At 52.0% G+C, this 24,579-nt stretch carries 22 protein-coding genes; 9 read left to right on the plus strand and 13 right to left on the minus strand.

Features of this window, described 5'->3' with window-relative positions; translation table 11 throughout:
• Positions 1–27: 27 nt before the first annotated feature.
• Genes B0B12_RS17365 through B0B12_RS17370 form a run of 3 tightly spaced genes read left to right on the plus strand, consistent with a single transcriptional unit; the run spans position 28 to position 2,249 of the window.
• On the plus strand, positions 28–1,377 hold the full coding sequence (locus tag B0B12_RS17365) for an NAD(P)/FAD-dependent oxidoreductase (RefSeq protein WP_076672116.1): 1,350 nt from the start codon (positions 28–30) through the stop codon (positions 1,375–1,377).
• Positions 1,367–1,498: a hypothetical protein gene (locus B0B12_RS20715; protein ID WP_280173757.1), complete on the plus strand. Its 132-nt coding sequence runs from the start codon at positions 1,367–1,369 to the stop codon at positions 1,496–1,498. The genes B0B12_RS17365 and B0B12_RS20715 overlap by 11 nt, the downstream gene beginning before the upstream one ends.
• Positions 1,499–1,514: 16 nt before the next feature.
• On the plus strand, positions 1,515–2,249 hold the full coding sequence (locus B0B12_RS17370) for a YoaK family protein (RefSeq protein WP_076671525.1): 735 nt from the start codon (positions 1,515–1,517) through the stop codon (positions 2,247–2,249).
• A 6-nt stretch (positions 2,250–2,255) separates the two neighbouring features.
• Here the strand turns inward: B0B12_RS17370 and B0B12_RS17375 are convergent, their stop codons facing one another.
• A complete protein-coding gene (locus tag B0B12_RS17375; protein WP_076672118.1) occupies positions 2,256–3,113 on the minus strand; it encodes an alpha/beta hydrolase in 858 nt (285 codons plus the stop codon).
• Positions 3,114–3,259: 146 nt separating this feature from the next.
• Here B0B12_RS17375 and B0B12_RS17380 point away from each other — a divergent pair, with 146 nt between their 5' ends.
• On the plus strand, positions 3,260–3,517 hold the full coding sequence (locus B0B12_RS17380) for a SpoIIAA family protein (RefSeq protein WP_244554756.1): 258 nt from the start codon (positions 3,260–3,262) through the stop codon (positions 3,515–3,517).
• A 128-nt stretch (positions 3,518–3,645) separates the two neighbouring features.
• On the opposite strand, the gene B0B12_RS17385 is transcribed toward B0B12_RS17380, so the two are convergent.
• The 8 genes from B0B12_RS17385 to B0B12_RS17420 form a co-directional block, all read right to left on the minus strand.
• The gene (locus B0B12_RS17385) at positions 3,646–4,536 is read right to left on the minus strand and encodes an ATP-grasp fold amidoligase family protein (RefSeq protein WP_076671528.1); all 891 of its coding nucleotides are present in this window, start codon (positions 4,534–4,536) and stop codon (positions 3,646–3,648) included.
• 310 nt (positions 4,537–4,846) lie between these two features.
• Complete coding sequence (locus B0B12_RS17390; RefSeq protein ID WP_076671530.1) at positions 4,847–5,281, minus strand: nucleoside deaminase; 435 nt, start codon at positions 5,279–5,281, stop codon at positions 4,847–4,849.
• A 296-nt stretch (positions 5,282–5,577) separates the two neighbouring features.
• A complete protein-coding gene (clpB, locus tag B0B12_RS17395; RefSeq protein WP_076671533.1) occupies positions 5,578–8,193 on the minus strand; it encodes an ATP-dependent chaperone ClpB in 2,616 nt (871 codons plus the stop codon).
• 380 nt (positions 8,194–8,573) lie between these two features.
• Entirely contained in the window at positions 8,574–9,176 is a 603-nt protein-coding gene (locus tag B0B12_RS17400; RefSeq protein WP_076671536.1) for a hypothetical protein, read from the minus strand.
• 11 nt (positions 9,177–9,187) lie between these two features.
• Positions 9,188–10,543: a hypothetical protein gene (locus tag B0B12_RS17405; RefSeq protein WP_076671539.1), complete on the minus strand. Its 1,356-nt coding sequence runs from the start codon at positions 10,541–10,543 to the stop codon at positions 9,188–9,190.
• Between the two features lie 23 nt (positions 10,544–10,566).
• On the minus strand, positions 10,567–11,166 hold the full coding sequence (locus tag B0B12_RS17410) for a YceI family protein (RefSeq protein WP_076671542.1): 600 nt from the start codon (positions 11,164–11,166) through the stop codon (positions 10,567–10,569).
• A gap of 415 nt (positions 11,167–11,581) precedes the next feature.
• Complete coding sequence (gene nfi, locus B0B12_RS17415) at positions 11,582–12,268, minus strand: deoxyribonuclease V (protein ID WP_083704283.1); 687 nt, start codon at positions 12,266–12,268, stop codon at positions 11,582–11,584.
• A 212-nt stretch (positions 12,269–12,480) separates the two neighbouring features.
• Positions 12,481–13,170: a hypothetical protein gene (locus tag B0B12_RS17420; protein WP_076671545.1), complete on the minus strand. Its 690-nt coding sequence runs from the start codon at positions 13,168–13,170 to the stop codon at positions 12,481–12,483.
• 147 nt (positions 13,171–13,317) lie between these two features.
• Here B0B12_RS17420 and B0B12_RS17425 point away from each other — a divergent pair, with 147 nt between their 5' ends.
• Both B0B12_RS17425 and B0B12_RS17430 read left to right on the plus strand, forming a co-directional pair.
• Positions 13,318–13,995: a dienelactone hydrolase family protein gene (locus B0B12_RS17425; protein ID WP_139337837.1), complete on the plus strand. Its 678-nt coding sequence runs from the start codon at positions 13,318–13,320 to the stop codon at positions 13,993–13,995.
• 158 nt (positions 13,996–14,153) lie between these two features.
• Entirely contained in the window at positions 14,154–14,780 is a 627-nt protein-coding gene (locus tag B0B12_RS17430) for a phosphoribosyltransferase (RefSeq protein WP_076671547.1), read from the plus strand.
• A gap of 7 nt (positions 14,781–14,787) precedes the next feature.
• Here B0B12_RS17430 and B0B12_RS17435 read toward each other — a convergent pair whose 3' ends face one another.
• Together B0B12_RS17435 and B0B12_RS17440 are read right to left on the minus strand one after the other, a co-directional pair.
• Positions 14,788–16,149: an SGNH/GDSL hydrolase family protein gene (locus tag B0B12_RS17435; RefSeq protein ID WP_076671549.1), complete on the minus strand. Its 1,362-nt coding sequence runs from the start codon at positions 16,147–16,149 to the stop codon at positions 14,788–14,790.
• Between the two features lie 86 nt (positions 16,150–16,235).
• Positions 16,236–17,114, minus strand: coding sequence for an SGNH/GDSL hydrolase family protein (locus B0B12_RS17440; RefSeq protein ID WP_076671551.1), 879 nt, complete (start codon positions 17,112–17,114; stop codon positions 16,236–16,238).
• A gap of 282 nt (positions 17,115–17,396) precedes the next feature.
• Here B0B12_RS17440 and B0B12_RS17445 point away from each other — a divergent pair, with 282 nt between their 5' ends.
• Positions 17,397–19,625: an NADP-dependent isocitrate dehydrogenase gene (locus tag B0B12_RS17445; RefSeq protein ID WP_076671554.1), complete on the plus strand. Its 2,229-nt coding sequence runs from the start codon at positions 17,397–17,399 to the stop codon at positions 19,623–19,625.
• Positions 19,626–19,753: 128 nt separating this feature from the next.
• A complete protein-coding gene (locus B0B12_RS17450; RefSeq protein WP_076671557.1) occupies positions 19,754–22,675 on the plus strand; it encodes a DEAD/DEAH box helicase in 2,922 nt (973 codons plus the stop codon).
• A 57-nt stretch (positions 22,676–22,732) separates the two neighbouring features.
• On the opposite strand, the gene B0B12_RS17455 is transcribed toward B0B12_RS17450, so the two are convergent.
• Both B0B12_RS17455 and B0B12_RS20150 read right to left on the minus strand, forming a co-directional pair.
• Positions 22,733–22,939 (minus strand): hypothetical protein, encoded by a 207-nt coding sequence (locus B0B12_RS17455; RefSeq protein ID WP_076671560.1) that lies wholly within the window; start codon positions 22,937–22,939, stop codon positions 22,733–22,735.
• 242 nt (positions 22,940–23,181) lie between these two features.
• Positions 23,182–23,472 carry an anion permease gene (locus B0B12_RS20150; protein ID WP_170871904.1) on the minus strand — a complete coding sequence of 97 codons (291 nt, stop codon included), beginning with the start codon at positions 23,470–23,472 and terminating at the stop codon, positions 23,182–23,184.
• A gap of 130 nt (positions 23,473–23,602) precedes the next feature.
• On the opposite strand from B0B12_RS20150, the gene B0B12_RS17460 reads away from it, so the two are divergent.
• Positions 23,603–24,529 (plus strand): NmrA family NAD(P)-binding protein, encoded by a 927-nt coding sequence (locus tag B0B12_RS17460; protein ID WP_076671563.1) that lies wholly within the window; start codon positions 23,603–23,605, stop codon positions 24,527–24,529.
• Positions 24,530–24,579: the final 50 nt, after the last annotated feature.

A 24,579-nucleotide genomic window follows, 5' to 3' on the forward strand; every position in this document is an offset into this window, starting at 1 on the left:
ATGTTTTCAACAGATAAAAAACACCTTATGCTGGATGTAGATAAATTATCACTCAATATACCTGAAACCACCAAACCCCGCGTCGTGATCATCGGCGGCGGTTTTGGAGGGATCAACCTGGCCAAGCGACTGAAAGACAAAGATTTTCAGGTGGTGATGCTGGACCGCCAGAACTACCACGGTTTCTGGCCGCTCCTTTACCAGGTGGCCACGGCCGGCCTGGAGCCCGACTCCATTGCCGAGCCGCTTCGCAAGATGTTCGGCAGCGACAACTACGAGGATTTTCACTTCCGTCTTGTGAAGGTTAATAGCGTCAACCCCATCGCCAAAACGGTGCACACGCTGGTAGGCGACCTGGCTTACGACTACCTGGTGATTGCCACCGGTACCAAAACCAACTACTTCGGGAACGAGGAGGTGAAGAAAAACGCCTTCCCGCTGAAACAGATACCGCAGGCGCTCAACCTGCGCAGCCACTTGTTCCAGTGCTTTGAACAGGCCAGCATGACCGCCGACCCGGAGTTGCAGCAGAGCCTGCTCAACTTCGTGATTGTGGGCGGTGGGCCTACGGGTGTGGAAACTGCCGGCGCTCTGGCCGAAATGCGCAAACACATCCTGCCCACCGACTACCCGGGTGTGGACTTTAGCCGGATGAACATTTACCTGATAGAAGGTATGGACCGGGTGCTTCCGCCTATGTCTCCCGAGGCGAGTGAGAAGACCTTGAAGTACCTGCAGGATGACATGGGGATCATTGTGAAGCTGAACACGCTGGTGGAAAACTACGACGGCTATGTGGCTACCATAAAAGGAGGGGAGCAGATACAGGCGCAAACCCTGGTTTGGGCAGCCGGTGTGCAGGGAGCCCTCATCGACGGCTTGCCAGCAGAGGCAGTGGAGCGTGGGCGTATCCTCGTGAACCGCTATAACCAGGTGCTGGGCTTCGATAGCATCTTCGCGATTGGAGACATTGCCGCTATGAAAACAGAGAAGTGGCCGAAGGGACACCCGGGCGTGGCGCAGCCGGCCATACAGCAGGGCAAGCTGCTGGCCAAGAACCTGAGTCGCCTGATCCGGGGCGAGAAGATGGAAGAATTCGAGTATAATGACAAAGGTTCGCTGGCGATCATTGGCCGCAACAGGGCGGTAGCAGATTTACCTGGCAATATCCACCTCGGAGGCTTCTTTGCCTGGGTGACCTGGCTGTTCGTGCACGTCATGGCCTTGGTAGGCTTCCGAAACAAACTGGTGGTGCTGAGCAACTGGATATACCGTTTCTTTACCTACGAAAATGGCACACGCCTCATCATCCGTCCTTTCGTGCGTAAAGGTGATAAAGTAAGGCGGGACTTCGTCGATAAGTATAATGTGGAGTAACAGTCCCCGGCCCAACATCGTGGCTTTTGAGGTAGGCAAAACAAGGGGCCGTGTAGCGCCGGCCGGGCATGAAGGGGCAGTTGCGAAGTCCGTCTGTCTGCAGATGGTGCCGGAATTTTAGTAACTTGCCTATACCCATGTTACGGCACATCGGACGACGGCGCAATTTCAGGCATAACATCAAGCTGGCAGCACTGCTTTGCCTGATAGCAGGCTTTGTGAACATAGCCGGCCTGCTCGCCTTTGCCGTGCTGACCACGAATGTAACAGGGCATGCAGCTTATTTTGCCGAAAGCCTGGCAGCGGGCGATTTCCGGTTGGTCCGCATCATCGGCCTTTGGATGTTGCTCTTCCTGCTGGGTGCATTCACTACAAGCATTATTATCGGCCGGATCGGGCGCAACCAGGTGTTTGCCTACACCGTTCCGATCCTGGCCGAGATTATGATACTCATCTTAAATGCAGTCTATGGTAGTCACTACGACGGGAGCACCAGGATGCAGGAAGTGTTTGCCGGTAGCCTGCTCTTTGCCATGGGGCTGCAAAACAGCCTGGTTTCCATGGTTTCCGGTTCGGTCGTGCGCACCACCCACCTGACAGGTATATTCACCGACCTGGGGATAGAACTGGCCGCGGCTACTCACGCCACACCCGAGCAGAAGCACGGGCTTCAGCAACGGATCACGCTCCGCCTGGTCATCATCTTCTTCTTTCTGGCTGGAGCGGTGGCAGGTGGTTATCTCTACCCCATGCTGGGGCACCGCATCTTTTTTGTGCCGGCCGGTCTCCTGTTCATCGCCATGTTTTACGACATCTCCCGGGTGCGCCTAAAGCGGGTGATCCGGCAAATCCGGTACCTGATGGCAGCGTAGGTATACCTAGTTAAGGGCCTGCTGTTCAGCTGCTGCTCTTGCCTTCTGGAAGAACAGCAGGTGATACTCCAGCGCATTGCCCCAGTAGGCCCAACTGTGGGCGCCTGGGCGCTCGATGTATTCATGCGGCACCTTTTCGTAAACGAGGCGGCGGTGCAGTTCGCGGTTGTCCTCTATCAGGAAGTCATCCACCCCACAATCGATGATCAGGTGCACGCCGTTCTGCTTGAGTTGTGGCACCATGTGCACGATGGAGTTGGCCCGGTATACCTGCTCGTTTTCCGCTTTTGGTCCGAGTACGGCCTCTATGCTGGGCAGCAGGTTCTGGCGCTCTATACCCGACACATTGAGGGAACCGCTCATGCTACCGGCCGCCAGGTATAGCTCCGGATGACGAGCCGACAGGTATAGTGCTCCGTGCCCGCCCATGCTCAGGCCGGAGATAAAGCGGCCGCTGCGTTCAGGTATAGCCCTATACCTGCGCTCGATTTCCTGCCGCAATTCTTGCGTGATGAACGTTTCGTATTGGCTGTTTTGGTCAACAGGGCTGTCGTAGTACCAGCTGCCGTAGCCCCCGTCAGGCGTCACGATGATGAGTTGGTACTTATCGGCCATAGTCTGGAGGAGGTCTTTCTGCGGCGGCACCTTGAGCCAGTTGCTGAAATTGCCGCTGTAGCCATGCAACAGGTATAGCACCGGGTAAGGGCCGTTCTTCTTCTTCTGGTACCCATCAGGCGTCACTACACCGGCCTTTAGTGTTTTCTGCATCGAAGGGCTCTGGATCACCAGCGTGTCAACTTTGGCCTGGGCCGTCAGAAAGGTGACTGTCAGAAGAAGGGCAAAGGTATAGCGTAAGGGTTTCATCATGTTGATCGGGTCGCTTGAGTCTGCAAAATAGGCATTTGGGAGCGAAAAGCTCAAGTATACGCTCTTTTTCCTGCACACTTACCCGGGCTAGGTATACCTGCTTTGATCGTGCGTATGTACGGGAGGAACCAACAAGTAACACAATGCTCGAAATATTACCTGAAACCCACGGTAACGTACTGGCGGTGCGGGTGCGCGACAAGCTCACTATACCTGACTTCGACCAGTATCGCAACCTGGTGCGCGACCTGATGGGCAAGCACAAGGAAACGCACATCTATTACGAAATGGTGGACGTGGATTGGATACAGCCAGTGGCGGCGATCGAGAATGGCCTGTTCGACATCATCCACGGGCTCGACTACGGCCGGGTGGCGATGGTGGGAGAGAAGAAGTGGTAGGAGTGGGCAGCCGGACTGATCAGCCCCGTAAAGAAACACGGCGTCCGCTACTTTGACCTTGCCGATAAAGAAAAGGCGATGCGCTATGTGCTGAAGGGAGAGGAGTAGGTAGAACCAATAAACCGTATCTAGATCATGCCCGGGCAATATCTGTCCCAGTATTTCAAAAGCTTCTTGTCGGCATCTAACCTGAAGCCCTCACACTTCCCAGGAGTAGGGGTAAACTCCCCAAACACAGCTCCTTTGTCAGTTGCATAAAAGTCAATTCTAACAAAAATTTGATAGGCTTTGCTTAATTTTTTTGCGAATCCAATCATCTCTGCCAGACAAAGAGGCGGTTCCTGGGTAGAAGCTTCGTTGTAGTACGCTGAAAGTGTGTCTACTCTATTCCAATGCTCATCATAACAGCTCGACAGACCTGATTTAGGGCTCATGCGATTAATGACATCAATGACTGCCAACTCACCGTTGAAAAGAGAGATTTTATAGTCATTAGGTATTTTATACTCTCCACTTTCACTTTTGACAAATTCCTCGAAAAGAAACTCCTGATGGGGGTTTTCTGATAATGCCTGATACAGTTGCTCTTTGATTTCTTCTACGGAGTAGAAGTTCTTATTCATCAGGTTAAACGTGTTGTTCATCAAAAAAACCATGTTGCAAGAGTGTCCTATCGTGGGTCTGATCACGTACTGCTGCGGAAGCTTTTTGAAATCAAGATCATCTATATTTCGGCCCTTCCAATAGAGTGCAGGTACTCGGCATCCATGCATTTCTGCAAACAGGCGCGCATTATACTTGTTGCTCAATTTTCGTTGCCAATACTTCACGCTCTGCAATTGCTCTAAAGAGTCATTCTTATCGATATAGCTGTTGCGTATAAGTTCTGCATCCGCGGATTTCCAGAAGGTGCTGTGTCTATGTTTTATACGTTTAGCAAATTCTCCAATTTGTGGTTTGGGTTCACCTGTAAAAGCATGAAGGGTAGAGCGTACCCCCTTTTTCAAGAGTTGAAGCATTAGTACTTATTTTATGACGATGAAAAAGCCTAGATAGAAACAATTAACGTATTGAATGAATTGAATGTTTTAATATTGCTTGGAAAACTTACATTTTATTTATATTCTAGCTAATATTAATTTTAACATTAATGTTTGTTTTTTAGAACAAGGCTTATTTTTTTATGACTTTTTAAGTTGTAGCCAATAAATAGGTCATAATTTGTACTTCAGAAAGGGAAGTATTTAGAGTGGTTTTTGTTATAAATTATCAGTTATGGCAAAAATATTAGGTATAGGTAAGGCAACCTGACTTATACGAAAATGTTTGTCACAATTCCATGATGTCCTCATCCCACAGTTCCGGCTTTTTTTGGATGAAGTCTTCCATCATCTCGATGCATTCGGGCAGGTTCAGGTCCACCACTTCCACACCATGAGATTCCATAAACTCGCGGGCTCCACTGAAGGTCTTTGACTCGCCCACGATCACTTTCGGGATCTTGAACTGCACGATGGTACCGGCGCACATGTAGCAGGGCATCAGGGTAGAGTAAATCATGGTGTTGCGGTATGAGCCGATGCGGCCGGCGTTGTTGAGGCAATCCATCTCGCCGTGCAGGATCGGGTTGTTTTCCTGCACCCGTTTGTTGTGCCCGGTTGCTATTACTTTGCCATCTTTCACGAGCACCGAGCCGATCGGTATACCGCCTTCGCTACGGCCTTTCTTCGCCTCGTCAATCGCCAGTTGCATGAATTTATCCATAGGTATAGGGTTTTGTATGTGAACCAGGTTATACGTGTGTCATGGCAAAATAATACGCGATAATCATCGCTAGCATGCCCATCGCCAACAGACCGATGCCAACGTTCTTCAATTCAGTAGGAGACAAGGTGCTTTTACTGCTCATTATTAGGTATGGATTGTTGTGCAGTTCAATATAACTATACTTTTACTATATAGGAGAATCAAGATTGAGAATTTGGAAAAAACAAAAAGGCCTCCCCATGCGGGAAGGCCTTTTGCCAACTAAACTTTACTTTCAATACACAATCAATTCATTACTCTGTGGGTAGCTCGATGTCCACGTTATTGAAACGAATCTTTCCGTGGTCTAGTACCGCCTCCACAACAGAATCTTTATTTATCGTGCCGGCCAATATTTCCTTGGACAGCTCGTTGAGCACCTGGCGCTGCAGCACACGCTTCAGCGGACGGGCACCGAACTGCGGATCGTAGCCCTGCTCGCCCAGGTAATCCAGCACCTCGTGGGTCGCGATCAGGCGTATACCGGCTTCGTCCAAACGATCCTGGATGTGGCCGAACTGGATCTGCACGATCTTGCGGATATCGCCGCGGCTCAGCGGACGGAACATCACCAACTCGTCGATGCGGTTAAGGAACTCTGGCCTCACCGACTTTTTAAGCAGCTCGAACACTTCGTCCTTGGTACGCTCGATCACCTCGTCGTGGTTGAACTCGTCCATCGTTTCAAAGTTTGACTGGATGATGTGCGAACCGATGTTGGAGGTCATGATGATGATCGTGTTCTTGAAGTTCACCACACGACCTTTGCTGTCGGTCAGACGGCCATCGTCGAGTACCTGCAGCAGGATGTTGAACACATCCGGGTGCGCTTTCTCGATCTCATCCAGCAGCACTACCGAGTACGGCTTGCGTCGCACAGCCTCGGTCAGCTGACCACCTTCATCGTAGCCAATGTAGCCCGGAGGCGCACCGATCATGCGGCTCACGGCATGGCGTTCCTGGTACTCACTCATGTCGATGCGCACCATCGCGTTCTCGTCGTTGAAGAGGTAGTCGGCCAGAGCCTTGGCCAGCTCGGTTTTACCCACACCGGTCGTACCCAGGAAGATGAACGAACCAATCGGACGTTTCGGGTCCTGCATACCGGCCCGGCTTCGGCGCACGGCATCAGAGATAGCCTCAATCGCCTCTTCTTGTCCAGCCACACGGCGGCCCAGTTCCTGCTCTAAGTGCAGGAGCTTCTCGCGGTCGCTCTGCAGCATCTTGCTGACAGGTATACCGGTCCACTTGGCCACTACCTCAGCAATGTCTTCGGAGTTCACTTCCTCTTTCAGCATCGGGTTCTCGCCCTGCATTTGGTGTACCTGCTCCTGCAGTTCCTTCAACTTGGCCTCCGCTTCCTGAATTTTTCCATAGCGCAGCTCAGCTACACGACCATAGTCACCGCTGCGTTCGGCCTGCTCGGCTTCCAGCTTGTAGTTCTCAATGTTCTCTTTCTCTTTCTGGATGCCTTCGATGATCTGCTTTTCGTTCTGCCACTTGGCTTTCAGGTCATCGCGCTTGCCGCTCAGATCCGCAATCTCTTTGGAGAGCACCGCCTCTTTGTCTTTATCATTCTCACGGCGGATCGCCTCGCGCTCGATCTCGAGCTGCATGATGCGGCGCTGAATCTCGTCAAGTTCCACGGGCAGCGAGTCGATCTCGATGCGTAGTTTCGCCGCCGCCTCGTCCATCAGGTCAATGGCCTTGTCGGGTAGGAAGCGGTCGGAGATGTAACGGTTCGAAAGCTCCACCGCCGCGATGATCGCATCGTCTTTGATACGCACCCCATGGTGCACTTCGTACTTGTCTTTGATACCGCGTAGGATCGAGATGGCGTCCTGCACGCTTGGCTCGTCTACCATCACCGCCTGGAAACGACGCTCCAAAGCTTTGTCCTTCTCGATATACTTCTGGTATTCTTTCAGCGTAGTCGCACCGATGGCATGCAACTCGCCACGGGCCAGCGCTGGCTTGAGCAGGTTGGCGGCGTCCATGGCGCTCTCGCCCCCCGCACCGGCACCGATCAAGGTATGGATCTCGTCGATGAAGAGTACAATCTCTCCCTCGGCATCCACCACTTCCTTGATCACGGCTTTCAGACGTTCCTCAAACTCACCCTTATACTTAGCGCCTGCCACGAGCAGACCCATGTCGAGGCTCATGAGCGTCTTGTTCTTCAGGTTTTCCGGCACGTCGCCACTTACAATGCGCTGCGCCAAACCTTCCACAATGGCAGTCTTACCCACACCGGGCTCGCCCAGCAGCACAGGGTTGTTTTTGGTGCGACGGCTCAGGATCTGCAGCACGCGGCGAATCTCTTCGTCGCGGCCGATCACCGGATCGATCTTGCCGTTGCGGGCCATCTCGTTCAGGTCGCGGGCATAGCGCTTGAGCGAGTTATACTTCGCTTCGGCGTTCTGGTCCGTTACCTTTGCGTCACCACGCAGTTCTTTGATAGCTTTTTTAAGGTCTTTTTCATTGAAGCCCACATCCTTCATAATGCCGGCTACCTTGTCGCGACCCGCCAATATACCTAGCAGCATGTGCTCGATGGCTACGTACTCGTCTCCGAATTCTTTCAGGTAGGAAGTAGCTTTCTGCAAAGCTGCCGCTGCATCGTTCGCCAGGTATGGACTGCCGCCACTTACCTTCGGGTAAGCCGCCACGGTTTCGTCCAGCTTGGTGTGCAGGATGTTGCCGTTGATGTTTAGTTTTTTCAGTAGAAAACTGGTGACGTTCTCGTCTGTCTCCAGTATCGCTTTTAAAATGTGCCCGGTTTCAATCGCCTGCTGCTGAAAGCCGCCCGCGATCTCAGTGGCCTTTTGGATGGCCTCCTGGGCTTTGATGGTATAGTTATTAAAATTCATATCGCTGTACTGTTTTCCCCTTGGTTTAAGTTCTACGAGGTTGTTAGCAAAGGGTACACCACTGGTGCTTAAGGTAGATTTTTCTGTAATTATGACAGGCTTTAAATTCCTTTTTTGCCGAAATTAGGTCATTATGACAGGTAAAAGTCTCGCCAGATTAGTAGATTATGCCTCCATAACAGACTATGTTTTCTGCTTAACCGGAACTGTCTTGGCGAGGGCTTATTTTTGAGTTATCCTGGTCGGCTACATTGCTTTTAGTTCCACTGATTCCTTCTTCAGGAATAAATAAGCCCCGAGAACATTGCTCCCGGGGCTTTTCTGTTAAGGCTACTGCAGTACTAATTCAATCTTTTAAAATGCTGCAGCCATTTGTTCTACTATTTCTTATACCTGGCGATCGCTTCATTTAAAGCTCTGGCCTGTTCTACTACCTGCAGTTCCACCGTTACCTGAAGCTCGTCCTCCACTTTAAACAAGCCTCCCATTTTCTTGGGAGTGGCTAGGCCCAACTCGGAGAAGTTCAGGCAGATGTTGCCTTTCAGGTTCGTAACGCCCTTGCCCGGGTAGGCAGTAAAGATCACGTCGCGGAGCGGAATGTTGCGGCCTGACACGATCAGGTTCAGATTGCCTGTGTAGCTTTTGCCATCTTGCTTCAGGCAAACGACTTCAATCTTAGTGTAAGGGTGCTGGCTAGCATTCAGCGCTTTCGCAAAATCCTTGTTCAGGAACACGTTGCCGCAGTTAAACTCCTTGACAGGTATAGCCAGTCTGAGCCTGTCGCTCTGGGGAATCTGCCGGTTAAGTACCAAAGTATCTTTCTGGGTGCTGCTGGTGTAGGCGCAGTTGATGTTGCCCAGCGAGGTGCCTGCTGCTACGGACACTCTGTTGCCCGTGATTACAACAAAGGCCTCTTTTTTGGTGGGCAGCATCGTTGCGCTCAGCATCGAGGCAGCAATCAGAAAGATACTTACAGGTAACATGGTAGTAGGTGTTAGAAAGATATGGCGCCTTCGATCATGAAGCCATTGAACTCACCGCCGTGACGGATGTCTGTCGGAGCAAAGCCTTTGTACTGTTGTTTCACATACTCGGCTTTAGCCAGGATGTTTTTGGTTACGAACCAGCCACCGCCCAGCTGTACCCTGTTCAGGTTCACGCTGTTGTTCTGCACATCCGGAGTAGCGGCCATCGGTGCCAGGCGTCCTTCCACTACGTTGTAGCGTCCTGCTACGTACAGGTTCTCGTTGCTGCCGAAGCGGTATACCAGGTCGGTGCCCAGCTGTCTCCAGGTGCGGTCTGTCGGTTCGTCGTTCGCGCCCAGTCTGCCTTTGCCTTTCGCCTGTTCAAAGTTTCCGAAGAACTCCAGACCGCGGAACTTCACAAAGGGGTTCACTACGAAGGCCGTGATGCTGTTGGTAAGGCCCGGGTTGATGTGACCAGAAGTGAAGTGAGTGGCTGTGGTAACAGCTGCACCGCTTGCCACTTTAGCAGGGTCCATCACCAGGAAGTAGCGTGAGCCGGCACGATCGCCGCCATACAGGGTGTTTCGAACAGAGCCGGCAGTGGTGTACATAGAGCCGGTCAGGCGTACGCGCAGGTCTTCGTTCAGTTGGTTGTCGTAGCCCAGCTTACCGATGTAAGAGGGCTTGCGCTGTCCAGGGCTCTGAATACCGCCCTGAATCTCACCGCCTGTCACAGAGCCTGCTGCCAGGAAACCTTTGTACTGGTAGATTACCTCAGCACCGATCTCGGTTGTGAAGGCATCCATGATGTAGTTGCCTACAAAGGGGTTCTGCAAGGTGTGAGCGTTATCCGATCTGCGGTAGTGCGCATCGCCGTAGTTTATTTCCATGTGACCCACTTTTACAGTGATGTTCTCCATGAGCTTATTCACCAGCGGGCTGTTCAGGAACTCCGCCTTGTCTATCTGGATGAAGCCACCTTTTACCCAGGCTTCCGGGTGGTGTCTGGATGACAGGTAAGTGATCAGGTTGAGGCGAACACCGTCGGCCAGCGCCACGTCCAGGTTCAGGTTGGCCGCTGCCAGGTTAAAGCCGTTTTCGATCGGCATCAGCTGGTTCAGGTTTACTTCGCTGTTGCCTTGCTGCTGCATCAGCGCCGTGGCCGAGTTCTTGTGCTTCAGGCCCTGGAACTGCTGCGCGAAGCCGCCGCCCAGTCTTACTTTAATGCCGTCGAAGCCAATCGTGTCCTGCTTCGGTGTCTCGAAGGTGTTTAGTCCCCTTTTATCGTAAGGGCGGGCGTATGGCAGATCCGATAAGGTAATCTGCGCAAAGGCGCTCATGCTAATGCCAAGCAACAGGCCCAGTGAAAGTGTAATCTTTTTCATGATGTTGAGTATTTAAAAGTTCTTTAGTTTTTTGAATAAGAGGTAACAGGCTGGAAGTTTGCCTTGAAGATTAGCTTCAGGTCGTTTCCAGTCTTAACACTGCCTAAAAGTGCGGTTGGTGGTTTAATGTTGAAGTCTGTGAATTTGATGTTGGCCTCGCCTGTCATCTGTACCGTGCCGGTTTTAGCACTTGTCTCCACGTTGAAGGTGACAGGCTTGGTGGTGCCGGCGATGGTCAGGTTGCCGGTAGCCTGGGCGCGGTTGTTGTCCAGGGTGCGGTAGGAGGTCAGGGTAAAAACGATGTCGGGGAACTTGGCAGCCTTAAGCGACACGTAAGCGATCTCGTCCATCTTGCCTGTGCCGCTCTTGATAGACTGAGTCTTCATGGTCACGGAAGCGGACTTCACGTTTTTAAGCGTGCCGCCATCCAGTATCATTTCGGCTGTACCCTGGGCCTGCGCGGACGTCATTTCCCAGTCGTGTATGGTGGAAGTGCCCTTTACTTTAAGCTCGGGTTTGCCAGCCAGTTTGTACTGGTCCTGGGCGAATAGCGTGTTGCCTAGGCTTAGTCCTAAAAGCAGGCTAAAAACGCTTAGCAGTTTTATGGGGTTCAGGCTTTTCATGATATAGGGGTTAAGGGTGTTGCTGTTTGTGTTATTTCTATGATGCAAAACTAAAGCAGCCCGGCTCCGCAGGGTATGACATTGCGCAGCCCAATAAGTGATCTTTGCTGTCTTTTAAAGTGACGAATAGGGGTAATCGCTTGAAAAAGGCATTAAATGGCCTTTATTTAGGCTTTTTTGGCAACTAAAAGTATTCGTAAGGGGATTTGCTATACCTGACCAGGGACTGCGACAAGAAAAAAGAAGAGAAATTGTTTCCTGAAGGAAATAAGGTAGTGAGGTAATCGATTTTGAACTTTGGGGATCGATGAGTTAACCGTAGCGAAAGAGACGGGGTGTCGGTCTGCTAGTCTTTAAAAAGCTGTTAATGTGCAGGTTGTAGAAAAGTGCAAATGTAGAGGAGCAGTCTTTTATATTATCTCACCTCACTTTTAAAGACGGCCGCATAGTGGTCTGCCAGTCTGGTTGGTTCGGGGAGTTTGTGCTTTACTGCGCAGGCGAGGGCAATCTCGGTAGCTGATGGTAAATCCATCAAATGGCCAACGGAAATGAAGACAGGCTTGACCTTATCCTTGGTGCGCAGCACGTTCCCGACCAGTTCTCCTTTATGCTCTAATGGCGACACCGAGCCTTTCGGTGCATCAGGCTCCTTATACCTGCCGACCAGCACTTTCTTGGCGACGCCCATGGTAGGTTTGTTCAGCTGCAGCCCCAGGTGGGTGGCTATACCTACGCGGCGGGGGTGGGAAATGCCGTGCCCGTCCACCATGATCAGGTCAGGCTTCTGCTGTAATTTCTCGTAGGCTTTGAGCAGGTTGGGCGCCTCTCTGAAAGAAAGAAAACCGGGCACATAGGGCAGCTCTACTTCACCATAATGCCATACCTTCTCCAGTACCTCCAGCTTTGGGTACGAGAGCAGCACAAAAACCGACAGGATGTGGTCTTCCCCCACAAAAGAAGAATCGCAACCCGCAATCAGCTTCAGATCGAAGGCCGGCTTCTGGATGATGACGCGCGCCTGCATTTCCCGCTGCTGTTCGGTCAGGCGGGCCAGCAAGGCAGGGTCCGGAGCAGGCTGATCGAAGTTGCGGTAGTAGGCCATGGGAGAGTTAGTGATTTAGTGAATGAGTAGTTGAGTGATTTTTTATTGAGGATACGTTTGTGAGGCCGGGCTGTTTGATTTATAGGTCTGTTTCTACTGTCTCCTTGCACGGTATGAATTAATTGACAAATGCATCGTTCATACATTCGCTTATTCAATCAATCAAAACCCACTCAATCACTCATTCACTAAATCACTCAACCGAGAATAACTCAAGCGCTGCAAGGGTAAATCAGTTTGGCGAAGAGCAGGCGCCACTGGCCGTCTACGTGGCCGAAGTGAAACTCAAAAGAGGTGGCGGTGTGCAGCACGGATCTTCGCAGAAGCGGTAAAGTGGCCTTGATCTGTTTGATTTCTGCCTCCGAAAGGCTGGCGTAGTCCCAATAACCACTTTTCTGGAACTTGGCAGGGTCCGAAACAAAGCAACCGTCTTTGCTGTAGCCCGAGCGGCCTTCGTCGTAATTCATGTCCGCGCAATCGAAGGACGGCCAGGCCTCCTCACGCAGGTCACAGGATTTTACCTCGTCCCGAATTGTGAAGAAGGACCTACCCTGAAATTCACGTCTGAACTCCCGGATATCAGTAATGCGCGTCATCTTAGGCATGGCGCCGGGCTGCTCTATGATCCACAGACCGTGATCCGGATGGATGAACTGGTTGAGGGTACTCGTGTCAGATGCCTGCACGGCAGTCATAAATATGGAGAAGGCTTGGTCGAAGGAAATAGAGTCCAGCCCTGGATCGCCTGCCCTACGGGTATGTGCCTCCTGCACATCTTCCAGGCGCTCGTTCTCATCGGCGCCTTGTGCCGCCATGTTCTGCTCCGTGTCGCCTGACCCACAGGAGGCTATACCTAACCACAGGAGCAGGCAGGCCAGGAAAGTGAAAATTGTGCTACGCATGTCTTTTTACATCAGGTATAGCCTCTATACGGTGTTTCTTTCAGATCAAGCCTATACCTGAAAGGATAGTACGGACACGGCTTTTAACTATTGCTATACCTGACCGTAAATTAATTTATAAGAGCTTCACTAACGAAAACAAACTTGATGGGAAATTTCATCTATAACGACAGCCTGCAGCTAAAGGCTGGAAAAGCAGAACTGACGGCAGATCTGTCCATACCGGAGAACGCAAAAGGGCTGGTCATTTTTTCGCATGGCAGCGGGAGTAGCCGCCTCAGCTCGCGCAACCGTTTTGTGGCAGAGCACCTGCAGCGCTCCCGCTTCGCCACCCTGCTGTTCGATCTGCTCACCGAAGAGGAAGACCAGCGTCAGGAAAACCGGTTTGATATTGCACTGCTCACCACGCGCCTGATCGATGCCGTGACCTGGGCACAGCAAAATGAGAACACCAAAGACCTGCGCATCGGGCTGTTTGGAGCGAGCACAGGAGCTGCCTCGGCGCTGAGCGCTGCCGCTGCGCTTAGCGGCGATATCATCGATGCGGTGGTGAGCCGCGGCGGCCGCCCTGACCTGGCTGGTGAGGTATTGCCCGATGTGCAAAGCCCGACGCTGCTGATTGTGGGTGGTCTGGACGAAGAAGTGCTCGACTTGAACCGGTGGGCACAAGACCGGCTGCAATGCCTGAAGGATCTGGAGATCGTGCCCGACGCCACGCATTTGTTCGAAGAGCCTGGCGCCTTGGAGATGGCAGCCCAACTGGCAACCGACTGGTTCCGCAAATACCTGGAGCCCGGCAAACAACACCCATTGAGGGAAAGTTAGTGATTTGGTGATTGAGTGAGTTAGTGAATGAGGTAAATGATTGATTGAGCGATTTTAGAGTAAGTCATTGATTTACTAATTCATTCTGGTCAACAATTCAACCATCAACAATTTAACAATTCAAAATCACTCAATCACTAACTCGCAAATCAAAAAAAATGATACCCAACAGGCATATCGCTGCGGAGCTGCTGGCCGATAGGCTGGAGCACTACAAAGGGCAGAAAGGGGTGGTGCTGGCTATACCTCGGGGAGGTGTGCCGGTGGCGGCGCCTATTGCCCGGCGGCTTGGTATGCCCTTGGATGTGATCGTTTCCAAGAAGATCGGTCATCCCGCTAATCCGGAGTTTGCGATAGGGGCCGTGACGCTGGAAGATGTGGAGGTGGATCACCGCTCTGATGTGTCCGCGGAATACATACGGGCCGAAGTAGAGCGAATCAAAACAAATCTGCGTCAGAAGTACCGGCTCTTCATGGGCGACCGCCAGACGGTTGACCTGCATGACCGCGTTGTGATCATTGTGGATGACGGCATTGCCACAGGGAAGACGCTACTGTCTACCGTGAACATGGCTCGGCACAAGCAACCCCGCAAAATTATTATAGCAGTGCCCGTCGCCCCAAAAGCCGCCATTAAGCAGTTTGAGGCCATCGTAGATGAAGTAGTATGCCTGCTGGTGCCGCCTATGTTTCAGGCGGTGGGGCAGTTTTACCAGGAATTTGAGCAGATAAGCGATGAAGAAGTGATCCGGCTGCTCAGAGAGCAATCTGAAAGTCAGGTATAGGTATAGCCTAGCGGTCGATCATCAGGTGGCGGATAAAGGCCCTGCCCGGTAGGGATGCCCGTACCATGTACATGCTGCCGTCGCGCAGATTGGTTGTGTTGAGCAGCTGAACGAAATTGCCCCGATTGTCCGCCTCCCCTTCAAACTCATGTACCAGCTTCCCTTCCAGGGTGTAGATCGAGATGCTGAATTTCTCCGAAGGTTGCAATGCCAGCAACTGTACTGTCACCGGGGTGCTGCTTTTGGTGCGCGTCGGGTATACCCTCAATTCTTCGGTAGTCGCCTGCGCCAGGCTCACGGCCAATACAGCAGAGTAACTTTCAGTGCCGTCAAAATCTACCTGCCGGAGGCGGTAATAGTTCACGCCGTTATCAGCTTTCTTGTCCTGATAGGTATACCTTTGAGGAAGCGAGGTAGTACCAGCGCCTTCCACGCGGGCAATGGCATCGAACTCGGTCGCAGACTGACCGCGCTGCACTTCAAAAAAAGCGTTGTCCAGTTCGGAGGCTGTTTCCCAGTTCAGCTGCACGCCGCTCTGTGTGGCTATACCTTTAAAGCTGTGTAACTCCACCGGCAGTGGAATGATGATTTCGTTTAGGATGGCTTCGAGCCATACCTGCGCCATTTTTTCTTCTCCAAGCCTATTGGGGTGTAGTCCATCGTAAGAATCGCCCTGGCCTGCTATGGCGTTAGGGTTTTGTGCTGGGTTAAATCCAGAGTTCTGATCAACCAGAATCACTTGCGAATCCGGATAGCGGCTATCACTGTTTAAGGATGCCACAAGAGTTGGTAATTGTTCATTGAATAGCGGGATCTCCTTGCTAATATCTCCAAGGTCTTTATTGTCTGGATCGGCCGGAATAAGCTGGGCCAGCAAAATGTTAACAGCTGGGCTCTTTTCTCGCAGGACTCCAACTATTCCCCTCAGATCGTCAAGGGTGCTCTCTATGGATTGTTTCTGAAACAGGTCATTTGTTCCCAAGTGCAGCAGTACAAAATCTGGCTTATGCGCTTCAGCCCATTTAGCAATGTTGTTTCCATCCCTACCATTTAGTATTTCATCCGCTCGCCATCCCCAATGGCCCTCGTTACGGTTGCTGAAAGATTGTCCATTATAATCTTGAAATGGCGGGTTGCCAGTATAATTTTCTGTCTGTGAACCTACAAACTCAAAATTTATACCTTCATCAATCAGCTTTTTCCACAAAGGATACCTGTAACTCTGAAGCTCCTTATTTCCCTGCGTAATCGAGTTGCCCAAAGGCATGATCCTGATCGGCTGGGACTGCGACTGGGCCTCGAAACCAAAGAGTAGGAATGGGACAAAGAGGTAAGCTTGTTTTCGGAGGCGGACGAGCAGGGAGAGCATAAATAGTAGGCTAAGTGATTGGTACTAAGTAGCTCATAAAACGTGCGCAACCCCATTGAGTTGCGCTTAGTTCAGGGCAGCGGGTACTATCGGCCTGCCTCCCGGTGGTGGCGTTGTGTAGCTAAATTGTACAATGTCTCTTTGTTTGCCTGTATGGCATCGTACCAACGCTTGGCAATGAATTTTTCACCTTCTGTATTGGGGTGCAGCGCATCGTAGGTGAGGGTAGCGGGGTTGTAACCGGAGTTGATGTCAACCACTATAATTGGAGATTTTTGAGTTGTAAGCCGTGATGCCAGCCCAGGCAGCAGGGACACAAAGTGCTGGGTTGAGTCAACATTCGCATACTCCGCAGGTATAGGTGTGATCTTGGCTAGCAGGATGGCGACATTTTCGTTGTCAGCACGCAGCTGACCGATAATCTGCTCTATTCTGTTGACAGTGCCGTCAGTTGTTTTGGCGTGGATCATGTCGTTGGTGCCCAGGTGCATCAATACCACGTCCGGCGTATAGCCTTTGAGCCAATCGCTGAGCTTGCCTTTGTCGCGCTTATACTGGGTCGGGTTTGCGTAGCCGTTCAGGAGGTCAGCGGTCATCCAGCCCCAATGCCCTTCGTGCTTATTCGTGAAGGTCTGGCCTTTGTAGGTTTCCCCCATTTTTGGAGAGGCCACATCAGCGCCATGTTCGGTGTTGGGAGCTTGGCGGTACCAGTTCGTGTCCATGGAACCCACAAATTCGAACTTCAGTCCGGCATCTACCAGCATTTTCCAAAGCTCGTAGCGGTAGCTGGGATGAACTTCGCCGCCCTGTGTGATCGAATTGCCCAAAGGCATGATCCTGAGCGTTATCTCTTCAGTTTGTGGCTCTATTTCTTCCTTGGTCTCGTCGTCGTTACAGGCGGTAAAAAATAGGACAAATGAAAGGAAAAATAAATATCTGGAGGTGATCGTGAATTTCGAAAACATAATGTGTAATGCAAAGTCTAATTGAGGCAGGCTCAGTGGCTAAAAACGAGAAGTATAAAATTCGGTTACATTTGGTCTTTGTGAGGGTCTGATTTTTGTCCAATTATCCTGAGAAATGGCAGGCATCAGACAGTGCAAAGGAAAGACTGGACGAAGGTTTAGCCTTAACAAAAAGACTCTTATATTTGCTTCATTAACCAGCGTGGGGGAAATGCGGTTTACCGGTTTAGAAAAACCAGCAGCGGCATACCTCCGGAACTAACGAATTAAATACGGATCTACATGACGACAAAATCATCAAAAATCATCTATACCATCACAGATGAAGCGCCTGCCCTGGCGACGCGCTCTTTCCTGCCGATTGTTCAGGCTTTCACCAAAGCTGCCGACATCGAAGTAGAAACCAGAGACATCTCGCTGGCCGGCCGTATCATCGCGGCTTTCCCGGACAATCTTTCGGAGGAGCAGAAGCAATCAGACGACTTGGCCTACCTGGGCGAACTGGCCAAAACGGCGGAGGCTAACATCATTAAGCTGCCAAACATCAGTGCCTCCATCCCGCAGCTGACAGCGGCTATCAAGGAATTGCAGTCACAGGGCTACAACATACCTGACTATCCAGCCGACCCGAAAAACGATACTGAGAAAGACGCGAAGGCACGTTACGCCAAGATTTTGGGTAGCGCCGTAAACCCGGTGCTGCGCGAAGGTAACTCTGATCGCCGTGTGGCGGATGCGGTGAAGCAGTACGCCAAGAAGCACCCGCACTCGATGGGCAAGTGGTCATCAGACTCTAAAACACGCGTGGCGCATATGGAGAGCGGCGACTTCTACGGCAGCGAGCAGTCTGTGGTAGTAGACAAGGCTACCGATGTACGCATCGAGTTTGTCGGCGCGAACGGCGAGACCAGGGTACTGAAAGACAAAGTAGCCCTGAAAGCCGGTGAAGTAATGGACTCTTCAGTAATGCATGTTGCCGAACTGAACGCCTTCTTCGAGAAAGCCATTGCCGAAGCGAAGGAAGATAACATCCTGCTGTCGCTGCACCTGAAGGCGACCATGATGAAGGTGTCTGACCCTATTATGTTCGGCCACGCGGTGAAGGTTTTCTTCAAAGATACATTTGCTAAGCACGCCGCTACTTTTAAAGAGATCGGTGTGGATGCCAATAACGGTCTGGGCGACGTTTATGCGAAAATTCAAAACCTGTCGGCTGACAAGCGTGCCGAGATTGAGGCTGACCTGAAAGCGGAGATGGCTAACCGCCCTGAGCTGGCCATGGTGAACTCCGACAAAGGCATTACCAATCTGCACGTGCCAAGCGACGTGATCATCGACGCCTCTATGCCGGCTGCTATCCGTACGTCTGGCCAGATGTGGGGACCGGATGGTAAACCAAAAGATACGGTGGCCATTATACCTGACCGCTCTTATGCTGGCATCTACCAGGAAGTGATCCAGTTCAACAAAGAGAACGGTGCGTTCGACCCGACTACGATGGGTACTGTTCCGAATATCGGTTTGATGGCGCAGAAAGCAGAAGAGTATGGCTCGCATGACAAAACTTTCGAAATGGCTGCAGCCGGTACTGTGCGCATTGTGGATGCAGACGGCAATACGCTGATGGAGCAAAAAGTAGAAGAAGGCGATATCTTCAGAGCCTGCCAGACCAAAGACCTGCCGATTCAGGACTGGGTGAAGCTGGCTGTTACGAGAGCCCGCATCACCAACACACCAGCTATCTTCTGGCTGGACCCGCAGCGTGCGCACGATGCCAATCTGATCAAGAAAGTAGAAAAGTACCTGCAGGACCACGATACCAACGGCCTGGAGATCAAGATCATGTCGCCGGTAGAAGCCATGCGCTATACCTGCGAGCGTGCCAAAGCTGGTAAAGACACCATCTCGGTAACCGGTAACGTACTGCGTGACTACCTCACCGACCTGTTCCCGATCCTGGAGCTTGGTACAAGTGCTAAAATGCTTTCGATCGTTCCGTTGCTGGACGGCGGTGGCCTGTTCGAAACTGGTGCCGGTGGATCTGCGCCGAAGCACGTGGAGCAGTTCGTGGAAGAAAACTACCTGCGTTGGGATTCGCTGGGTGAGTTCCTGGCCCTGGCGGTATCGCTGGAGGACCTGGCTTACAAGACCAAAAACGAGAAAGCCGAAGTACTGGCAGAAGCCCTGAACCAGGCCAACGCCAAGTTCCTGGAGAACGACAAGTCACCTGCCCGTAAAGTAGGTGGCATCGACAACCGCGGCAGCCACTTCTACCTGGCCATGTACTGGGCACAGGCACTGGCCGAGCAGTCGAAGAACCAGGAGCTGAAAGACAAGTTCTCGAAGCTGGCACAGGAGCTGACCGACAACGAACAGAAGATCGTGGACGAGCAGATCGCTGCCCAAGGCAAACCGGTTGACATCGGCGGGTACTATCATCCGAACGAAGAGAAAACCAGCAAAGCCATGCGCCCAAGTGAAACGTTGAATGCGGCTTTAGATAACTTCTAGTCGGAGGTATAAAGTTTAAAAAGGAAAGGCTGCCTGAGCGATCGGGTGGCCTTTCTTATTTTAAACTAGTAACTTTGAAATAAGGCCTAGTCAATACTACAGGTATAGCGGCAGCCCGAGAAGCAACCATGGAAGAGTCATACCCACCGTTCGAACCTTTTGACAGCACCGACGACCCGGAGTCGCTCTTCGCTGCATACCTTGCTTCTCAACCTAAATTACCGGAGGCCTCTGCCGATACCAGAACGATCATCGTGATAGGCAGGCACCGTTACTACAATTTGTTCAGAGCCCAGCTTGTCTCCTGCAGCCTGAGCAGTACTGGCGAATTAAAGGTTCCATTCACGGTGCTGAATCCGCTTGATCTGGTGTGGCGAACCGAAAAGCCGGAGGAGCTGAAGTTCTACAGCGCGATTGCCCGTTTCCAAAGTTTCTACGAAAAGTCAGCTACGGATACGGCCAGCCTGAAGGCGCTGGTGCGTAACCCGCTTCGCTATACCTTCTACCTCCACGATAGCGACGTTTCCGAAAAAATAACAGCGAAGTCGCTGACACCTGTGCAGGTCACACAACCCGGTATAGACTTTAAAGTGCGCATCGGTCTGAACAGCGATGTGTTCAGTGTGACAAGCGATCTGTTTATAAACGGTACCTATTTTCCCCTTAGCCGCATCAATGTCAGGTATAGCCACTTCCTGGTTTCGGACGATGCCTGGTACCTGTGCTCTAATCCGCACCTTCCTTCTGTGGTAACCTATTTCAAAAAGCACGGCGGTGAGCTCCGTTTGCCGCACGATTCCTTTCTGCACTTTCAGCAGCAGGTGCTGGCCAGAATGGAGACGCACGTGCCCGTGGAGCATACCTACCTGAAGCCGGCAACCAAGGCTCAGCTGCGGAGCAAGGGCTTTGCCGGGCCTCCGGAAAAGGTACTTTACCTGATCGAATCGGAAAACTATGTGCTGCTGCAGCCTTTTATGCGTTATGGCGAAATCGAGGTGCCGCTGCTGTCCAACAAGCTGATCTATGATCAGGAAAAGATGGGAAGGCCCTTTTTTGTGGCACGCAACACGGAGGCTGAAACGGCTTTCACGAAGCTGTTGATCCAGCAGCACCCGCACTTCTGGGAGCAGCTCGACAACATGCTGGACTATTTCTACCTGCACAAAGATCGGTTCCTGGACGAGGCGTGGTTTTTGGATGCCTTCGATAACCTGGCTGCCGACGGCGTGACCATCCTTGGCTTCAACGACCTGCAGGGCAACAAACTAAATCAGCACAAAGCCAACATTGCCATAAACGTGGACAGCGGCCTCAACTGGTTCAATGTGACAGTGAACGTAAAATTCGGCAGAAGAAAAGCATCGCTTAAGCAGCTGAAGAAAGCGGTTGTGAACAAGAGCAAATACGTGCTGATCGATGACGGCACCCTGGGCATTATACCAGAGGAGTGGCTCCAGAAGCTGAAAGTTTACTTTGACACAGGTATAGCAGGAGAAGAGCAACTGCAGATTCCCAAAACAAACTTTGCTGTGCTCACTGAGTTGTTTGAAGATTATATGCTCGACGAACTGGTGCACAAGGAACTGTGGTGGTACCAGGCACAGCTAAGCAACGTGGAGAACATCTCTCCAGCGCCTATACCTGCCGGACTACAGACCACACTGCGGCCGTACCAGTTGCAGGGCCTCAGCTGGCTCAACTTTCTCGACGATTTGCAATTCGGCGGCTGCCTCGCCGATGATATGGGCCTGGGCAAAACGGTTCAGGTGATCGCTTTCATGCTCTTGCTGCGCGAAAAGCGGGGGCGGCATACGCATCTGCTGGTGGTGCCTACATCGCTTATACCTAACTGGCAGGCAGAGCTAAACAGATTCGCTCCATCCCTGCAGGTATACATTCACCACGGCCCTAACAGAGCGAAGGACATAGCTGCTTTTCAGGAGTACGATGTGGTGATCACGACCTACAACACATTGCTTTCTGATATCTTCTTTCTGAAGAAATACACCTTCGGGTATACCTTCCTGGATGAATCGCAAAACATCAAAAACCCGAACTCGCAGCGCTACAAGGCGGTCTGTCTGCTGCAATCCTACAACCGGGTCGTGCTCACAGGTACGCCTTTCGAGAACAACACCTTCGACATTTATGCGCAGCTATCCTTTGTAAACCCTGGTTTGCTGGGCACCAGAACCTACTTCCGGAACACCTATGCCATGCCTATTGACAAGTTCAAGGACAGGCGAAGCGCACAGGCCCTGCAGGAGAAGATTGGCCCCTTTGTGCTGAGAAGGACCAAAGCCGAAGTAGCCAAAGAACTGCCTGACAAAACGGAGATGGTGCTATACTGCGAGATGGGAGAGGAGCAGCGCCAGGTATACGACACCGCCGAGCAGGAGCTCAGGGATTACATCAACGCCAGAGGAGAAGAGGAACTGACCAAGCACCCGATGCATGTGTTGCGCGGCATCACCAAACTGCGCCAGATCTGCAATTCGCCTTTGCTCATCGACGACACCAAGCTGTTCACCGACGTCTCCGCCAAAATACAGGTGCTCCTGCAGCAGATTCAGAATGTGGCGCGCTACCACAAAGTACTCGTGTTTTCGCAGTTTGTAGGGATGCTGGATCTGATAAAAGTTGAATTAGAGAAGGAGCACATCACGTACGCGTACCTGACTGGCAGCACCCGCAACAGGGGCGAAGTCGTGAACCAGTTCCAGAGGGATGAAGCGATACGGGTGTTTCTGGTGAGCCTGAAAGCGGGCGGCACCGGCCTGAATCTGACAGCAGCAGATTACGTGTTTATCGTGGACCCCTGGTGGAACCCGGCTGTTGAGAACCAGGCCATCGACCGTAGCTACCGCATCGGACAGGAGAAAAAAGTGATTGCCGTGCGGCTCATATGCCCCAACACCGTGGAAGAGAAGATCCAGATCCTGCAGCAGAACAAATCCCAGCTGGCCACTAATTTGGTAACGGCCGACAACAGTTTTTTCAGGTCGCTCACCAAAGGCGACTGGCTAAACCTGACTGGCGGAAATGGCTAAAGGGCAACGCTACTTTTTACTTCGGGGGGCGCCTTTACCAGCCATGCACAATACCAATTACGATGCGGTTTCCTTTTTTGCCTGCGCATTTTTGAAGAAGGTATAACCTATACCTAGCGCACCACCCGCTACCGCCGCACAGCCGTAACCCAACAAAAAGCCATAGGCCCCATGCGCTGCTCCCAACCAAAACGAGGCAGCGAGCGCCACTATACCTGATACTAGAAGGATGATAGCTTTGGTGTAGTTCATCTTGTTTTCCATGGTCTGAGCAATTAAGTTATACCTGTCTGACAGCGCGCCAAGAGAAAGCTGTACCTTAGGCTAAGTGTCTAATTCCTATGTTAATATAGCGTATATACCCACACGGGTTCTCACTATTATACCAACCCAGCGCAAAACAAGACCAACACAGGTTTTTCCCAGAAAATAGGAGCGCGCTATACCTAAGTTGCTTTGAAGCAGATCCTCATGCACAGGTATAGCTAATCAACAGTAAGCTATACCTACCTCAAGCCAAAGTAAGTGAGCAGCCAGAAGTACATGTGCGTGATGAAGAGGCTGCATATACCTATCACAGTGCCGTTGGAGATGAAATCCTTCGAGGTGAGCTCGACTGTGGAGTAGGCATTGGCGTTGGGCTGGGAGCCGATGGGCGTCATCAGGCCGCCGATGCTGGCCGAGAAAGGATTGCCAGCGTCAGGCCCTTGCGGAAATAGTGGCCCGCCGGTACGAAAGCCAGCAGCGAAGCGGTGAGTGTGATCATCATGGCGGTGGTGGCGATGTTGCTGATCCACATGCCGAAGATGGAGGTGCATACAATCACGCCAATCAGCGATTCAAGCCACTCCCAAATGCTATACTGTTTCGTCTACCACAACCTTTGTGCGTCAACCCTGTTAACAGTTTAAAATATGAAGTGCTTTTATGGCAAACGATCATACAACAGAACCGGCACAGGCAACAGTGGTGCTGGCAGGGGCCACCGGCGATCTAGGTGGGCGCATCGCCCGGGCATTGCTTGAGCGGGGTGCGCAGGTAAAGGTGCTGGTCCGCTCCGGCAGCGACAGGGAGAAAGTGGAGGCCTTGCGAAGAGCAGGAGCAGTGATCTGTGAAGTCGACTTCCACGATGCCGCAGCACTCGCAAGCGCCTGCGAAGGCGCCACTTGTGTGGTCTCGGCCTTGTCTGGGCTGCATTATGTCATCGTAGGTATACAGAGCCTGCTGCTGAAAGCGGCGATGGCAGCAGGTGTGCCCCGCTTCATACCTTCCGACTTTGCCATCGACTTCACCAAACTCCCCTACGGGAACAACCGGAACCTGGATCTCCGCAAAGAATTTCAGGCGAAACTGGAGCAGGCACCCATCGCCGCGACATCGATCCTGAACGGCATGTTCACCGACCTGCTGACCGGGCAGGCACCCGTCGTGCTATTTCCCTTGAAGCGGGTGATGTATTATGGCAGCGCGGATCAACTGATGGATTTCACCACCATCCAGAACACCGCCGACTATACCGCCGCTGCGGCCCTCGACCCGTTCACACCGCGTTACCTCCGCATCGCCGGCGATGTGCTCAATGCCCACGGGCTACGTGAGGCCGCCAGCCAAGCGACAGGAGAGGAATTCAAACTACTCCGGGTAGGTGGAATTGGATTGCTCAATACTCTCATCAAGGTCACAAAGACGGTCGCCCCTGGCGGCAGCGAGGTATTCCCGGCCTGGCAAGGTATGCAGTACATGCGCGACATGTTCAGCGGTTTGCCAAAACTGGAGCCATTGGATAATGACCGCTACCCTGAAATAAAGTGGACCAGCGTGGCGGAGGTGCTGGCAAAGCGGGAGCAAGACTAGTTTTGAGGCAGGTATAGCAAATACGAAAACAAAAACGGCAGCCCGATGAG

The organism is Pontibacter indicus, from assembly GCF_900156345.1.
GTDB lineage: Bacteria > Bacteroidota > Bacteroidia > Cytophagales > Hymenobacteraceae > Pontibacter > Pontibacter indicus.

Excerpts from the sequence above, each read along its gene's own strand:
- B0B12_RS17435 (WP_076671549.1), bottom strand. The coding sequence starts at position 16,149 with ATGCTCTCCCTGCTCGTCCGCCTCCGAAAACAAGCTTACCTCTTTGTC.
- B0B12_RS17390 (WP_076671530.1), bottom strand. The coding sequence starts at position 5,281 with ATGGATAAATTCATGCAACTGGCGATTGACGAGGCGAAGAAAGGCCGT.
- B0B12_RS17445 (WP_076671554.1), top strand. The coding sequence starts at position 17,397 with ATGACGACAAAATCATCAAAAATCATCTATACCATCACAGATGAAGCG.
- B0B12_RS17430 (WP_076671547.1), top strand. The coding sequence starts at position 14,154 with ATGATACCCAACAGGCATATCGCTGCGGAGCTGCTGGCCGATAGGCTG.
- B0B12_RS17450 (WP_076671557.1), top strand. The coding sequence starts at position 19,754 with ATGGAAGAGTCATACCCACCGTTCGAACCTTTTGACAGCACCGACGAC.
- B0B12_RS17410 (WP_076671542.1), bottom strand. The coding sequence starts at position 11,166 with ATGAAAAGCCTGAACCCCATAAAACTGCTAAGCGTTTTTAGCCTGCTT.
- B0B12_RS17420 (WP_076671545.1), bottom strand. The coding sequence starts at position 13,170 with ATGCGTAGCACAATTTTCACTTTCCTGGCCTGCCTGCTCCTGTGGTTA.
- B0B12_RS17405 (WP_076671539.1), bottom strand. The coding sequence starts at position 10,543 with ATGAAAAAGATTACACTTTCACTGGGCCTGTTGCTTGGCATTAGCATG.
- B0B12_RS17375 (WP_076672118.1), bottom strand. The coding sequence starts at position 3,113 with ATGAAACCCTTACGCTATACCTTTGCCCTTCTTCTGACAGTCACCTTT.
- clpB (WP_076671533.1), bottom strand. The coding sequence starts at position 8,193 with ATGAATTTTAATAACTATACCATCAAAGCCCAGGAGGCCATCCAAAAG.
- B0B12_RS20715 (WP_280173757.1), top strand. The coding sequence starts at position 1,367 with ATGTGGAGTAACAGTCCCCGGCCCAACATCGTGGCTTTTGAGGTAGGC.
- nfi (WP_083704283.1), bottom strand. The coding sequence starts at position 12,268 with ATGGCCTACTACCGCAACTTCGATCAGCCTGCTCCGGACCCTGCCTTG.
- B0B12_RS17440 (WP_076671551.1), bottom strand. The coding sequence starts at position 17,114 with ATGTTTTCGAAATTCACGATCACCTCCAGATATTTATTTTTCCTTTCA.
- B0B12_RS17425 (WP_139337837.1), top strand. The coding sequence starts at position 13,318 with ATGGGAAATTTCATCTATAACGACAGCCTGCAGCTAAAGGCTGGAAAA.
- B0B12_RS17380 (WP_244554756.1), top strand. The coding sequence starts at position 3,260 with ATGCTCGAAATATTACCTGAAACCCACGGTAACGTACTGGCGGTGCGG.
- B0B12_RS17400 (WP_076671536.1), bottom strand. The coding sequence starts at position 9,176 with ATGTTACCTGTAAGTATCTTTCTGATTGCTGCCTCGATGCTGAGCGCA.
- B0B12_RS17365 (WP_076672116.1), top strand. The coding sequence starts at position 28 with ATGCTGGATGTAGATAAATTATCACTCAATATACCTGAAACCACCAAA.
- B0B12_RS17455 (WP_076671560.1), bottom strand. The coding sequence starts at position 22,939 with ATGGAAAACAAGATGAACTACACCAAAGCTATCATCCTTCTAGTATCA.
- B0B12_RS17370 (WP_076671525.1), top strand. The coding sequence starts at position 1,515 with ATGTTACGGCACATCGGACGACGGCGCAATTTCAGGCATAACATCAAG.
- B0B12_RS17460 (WP_076671563.1), top strand. The coding sequence starts at position 23,603 with ATGGCAAACGATCATACAACAGAACCGGCACAGGCAACAGTGGTGCTG.
- B0B12_RS17385 (WP_076671528.1), bottom strand. The coding sequence starts at position 4,536 with ATGCTTCAACTCTTGAAAAAGGGGGTACGCTCTACCCTTCATGCTTTT.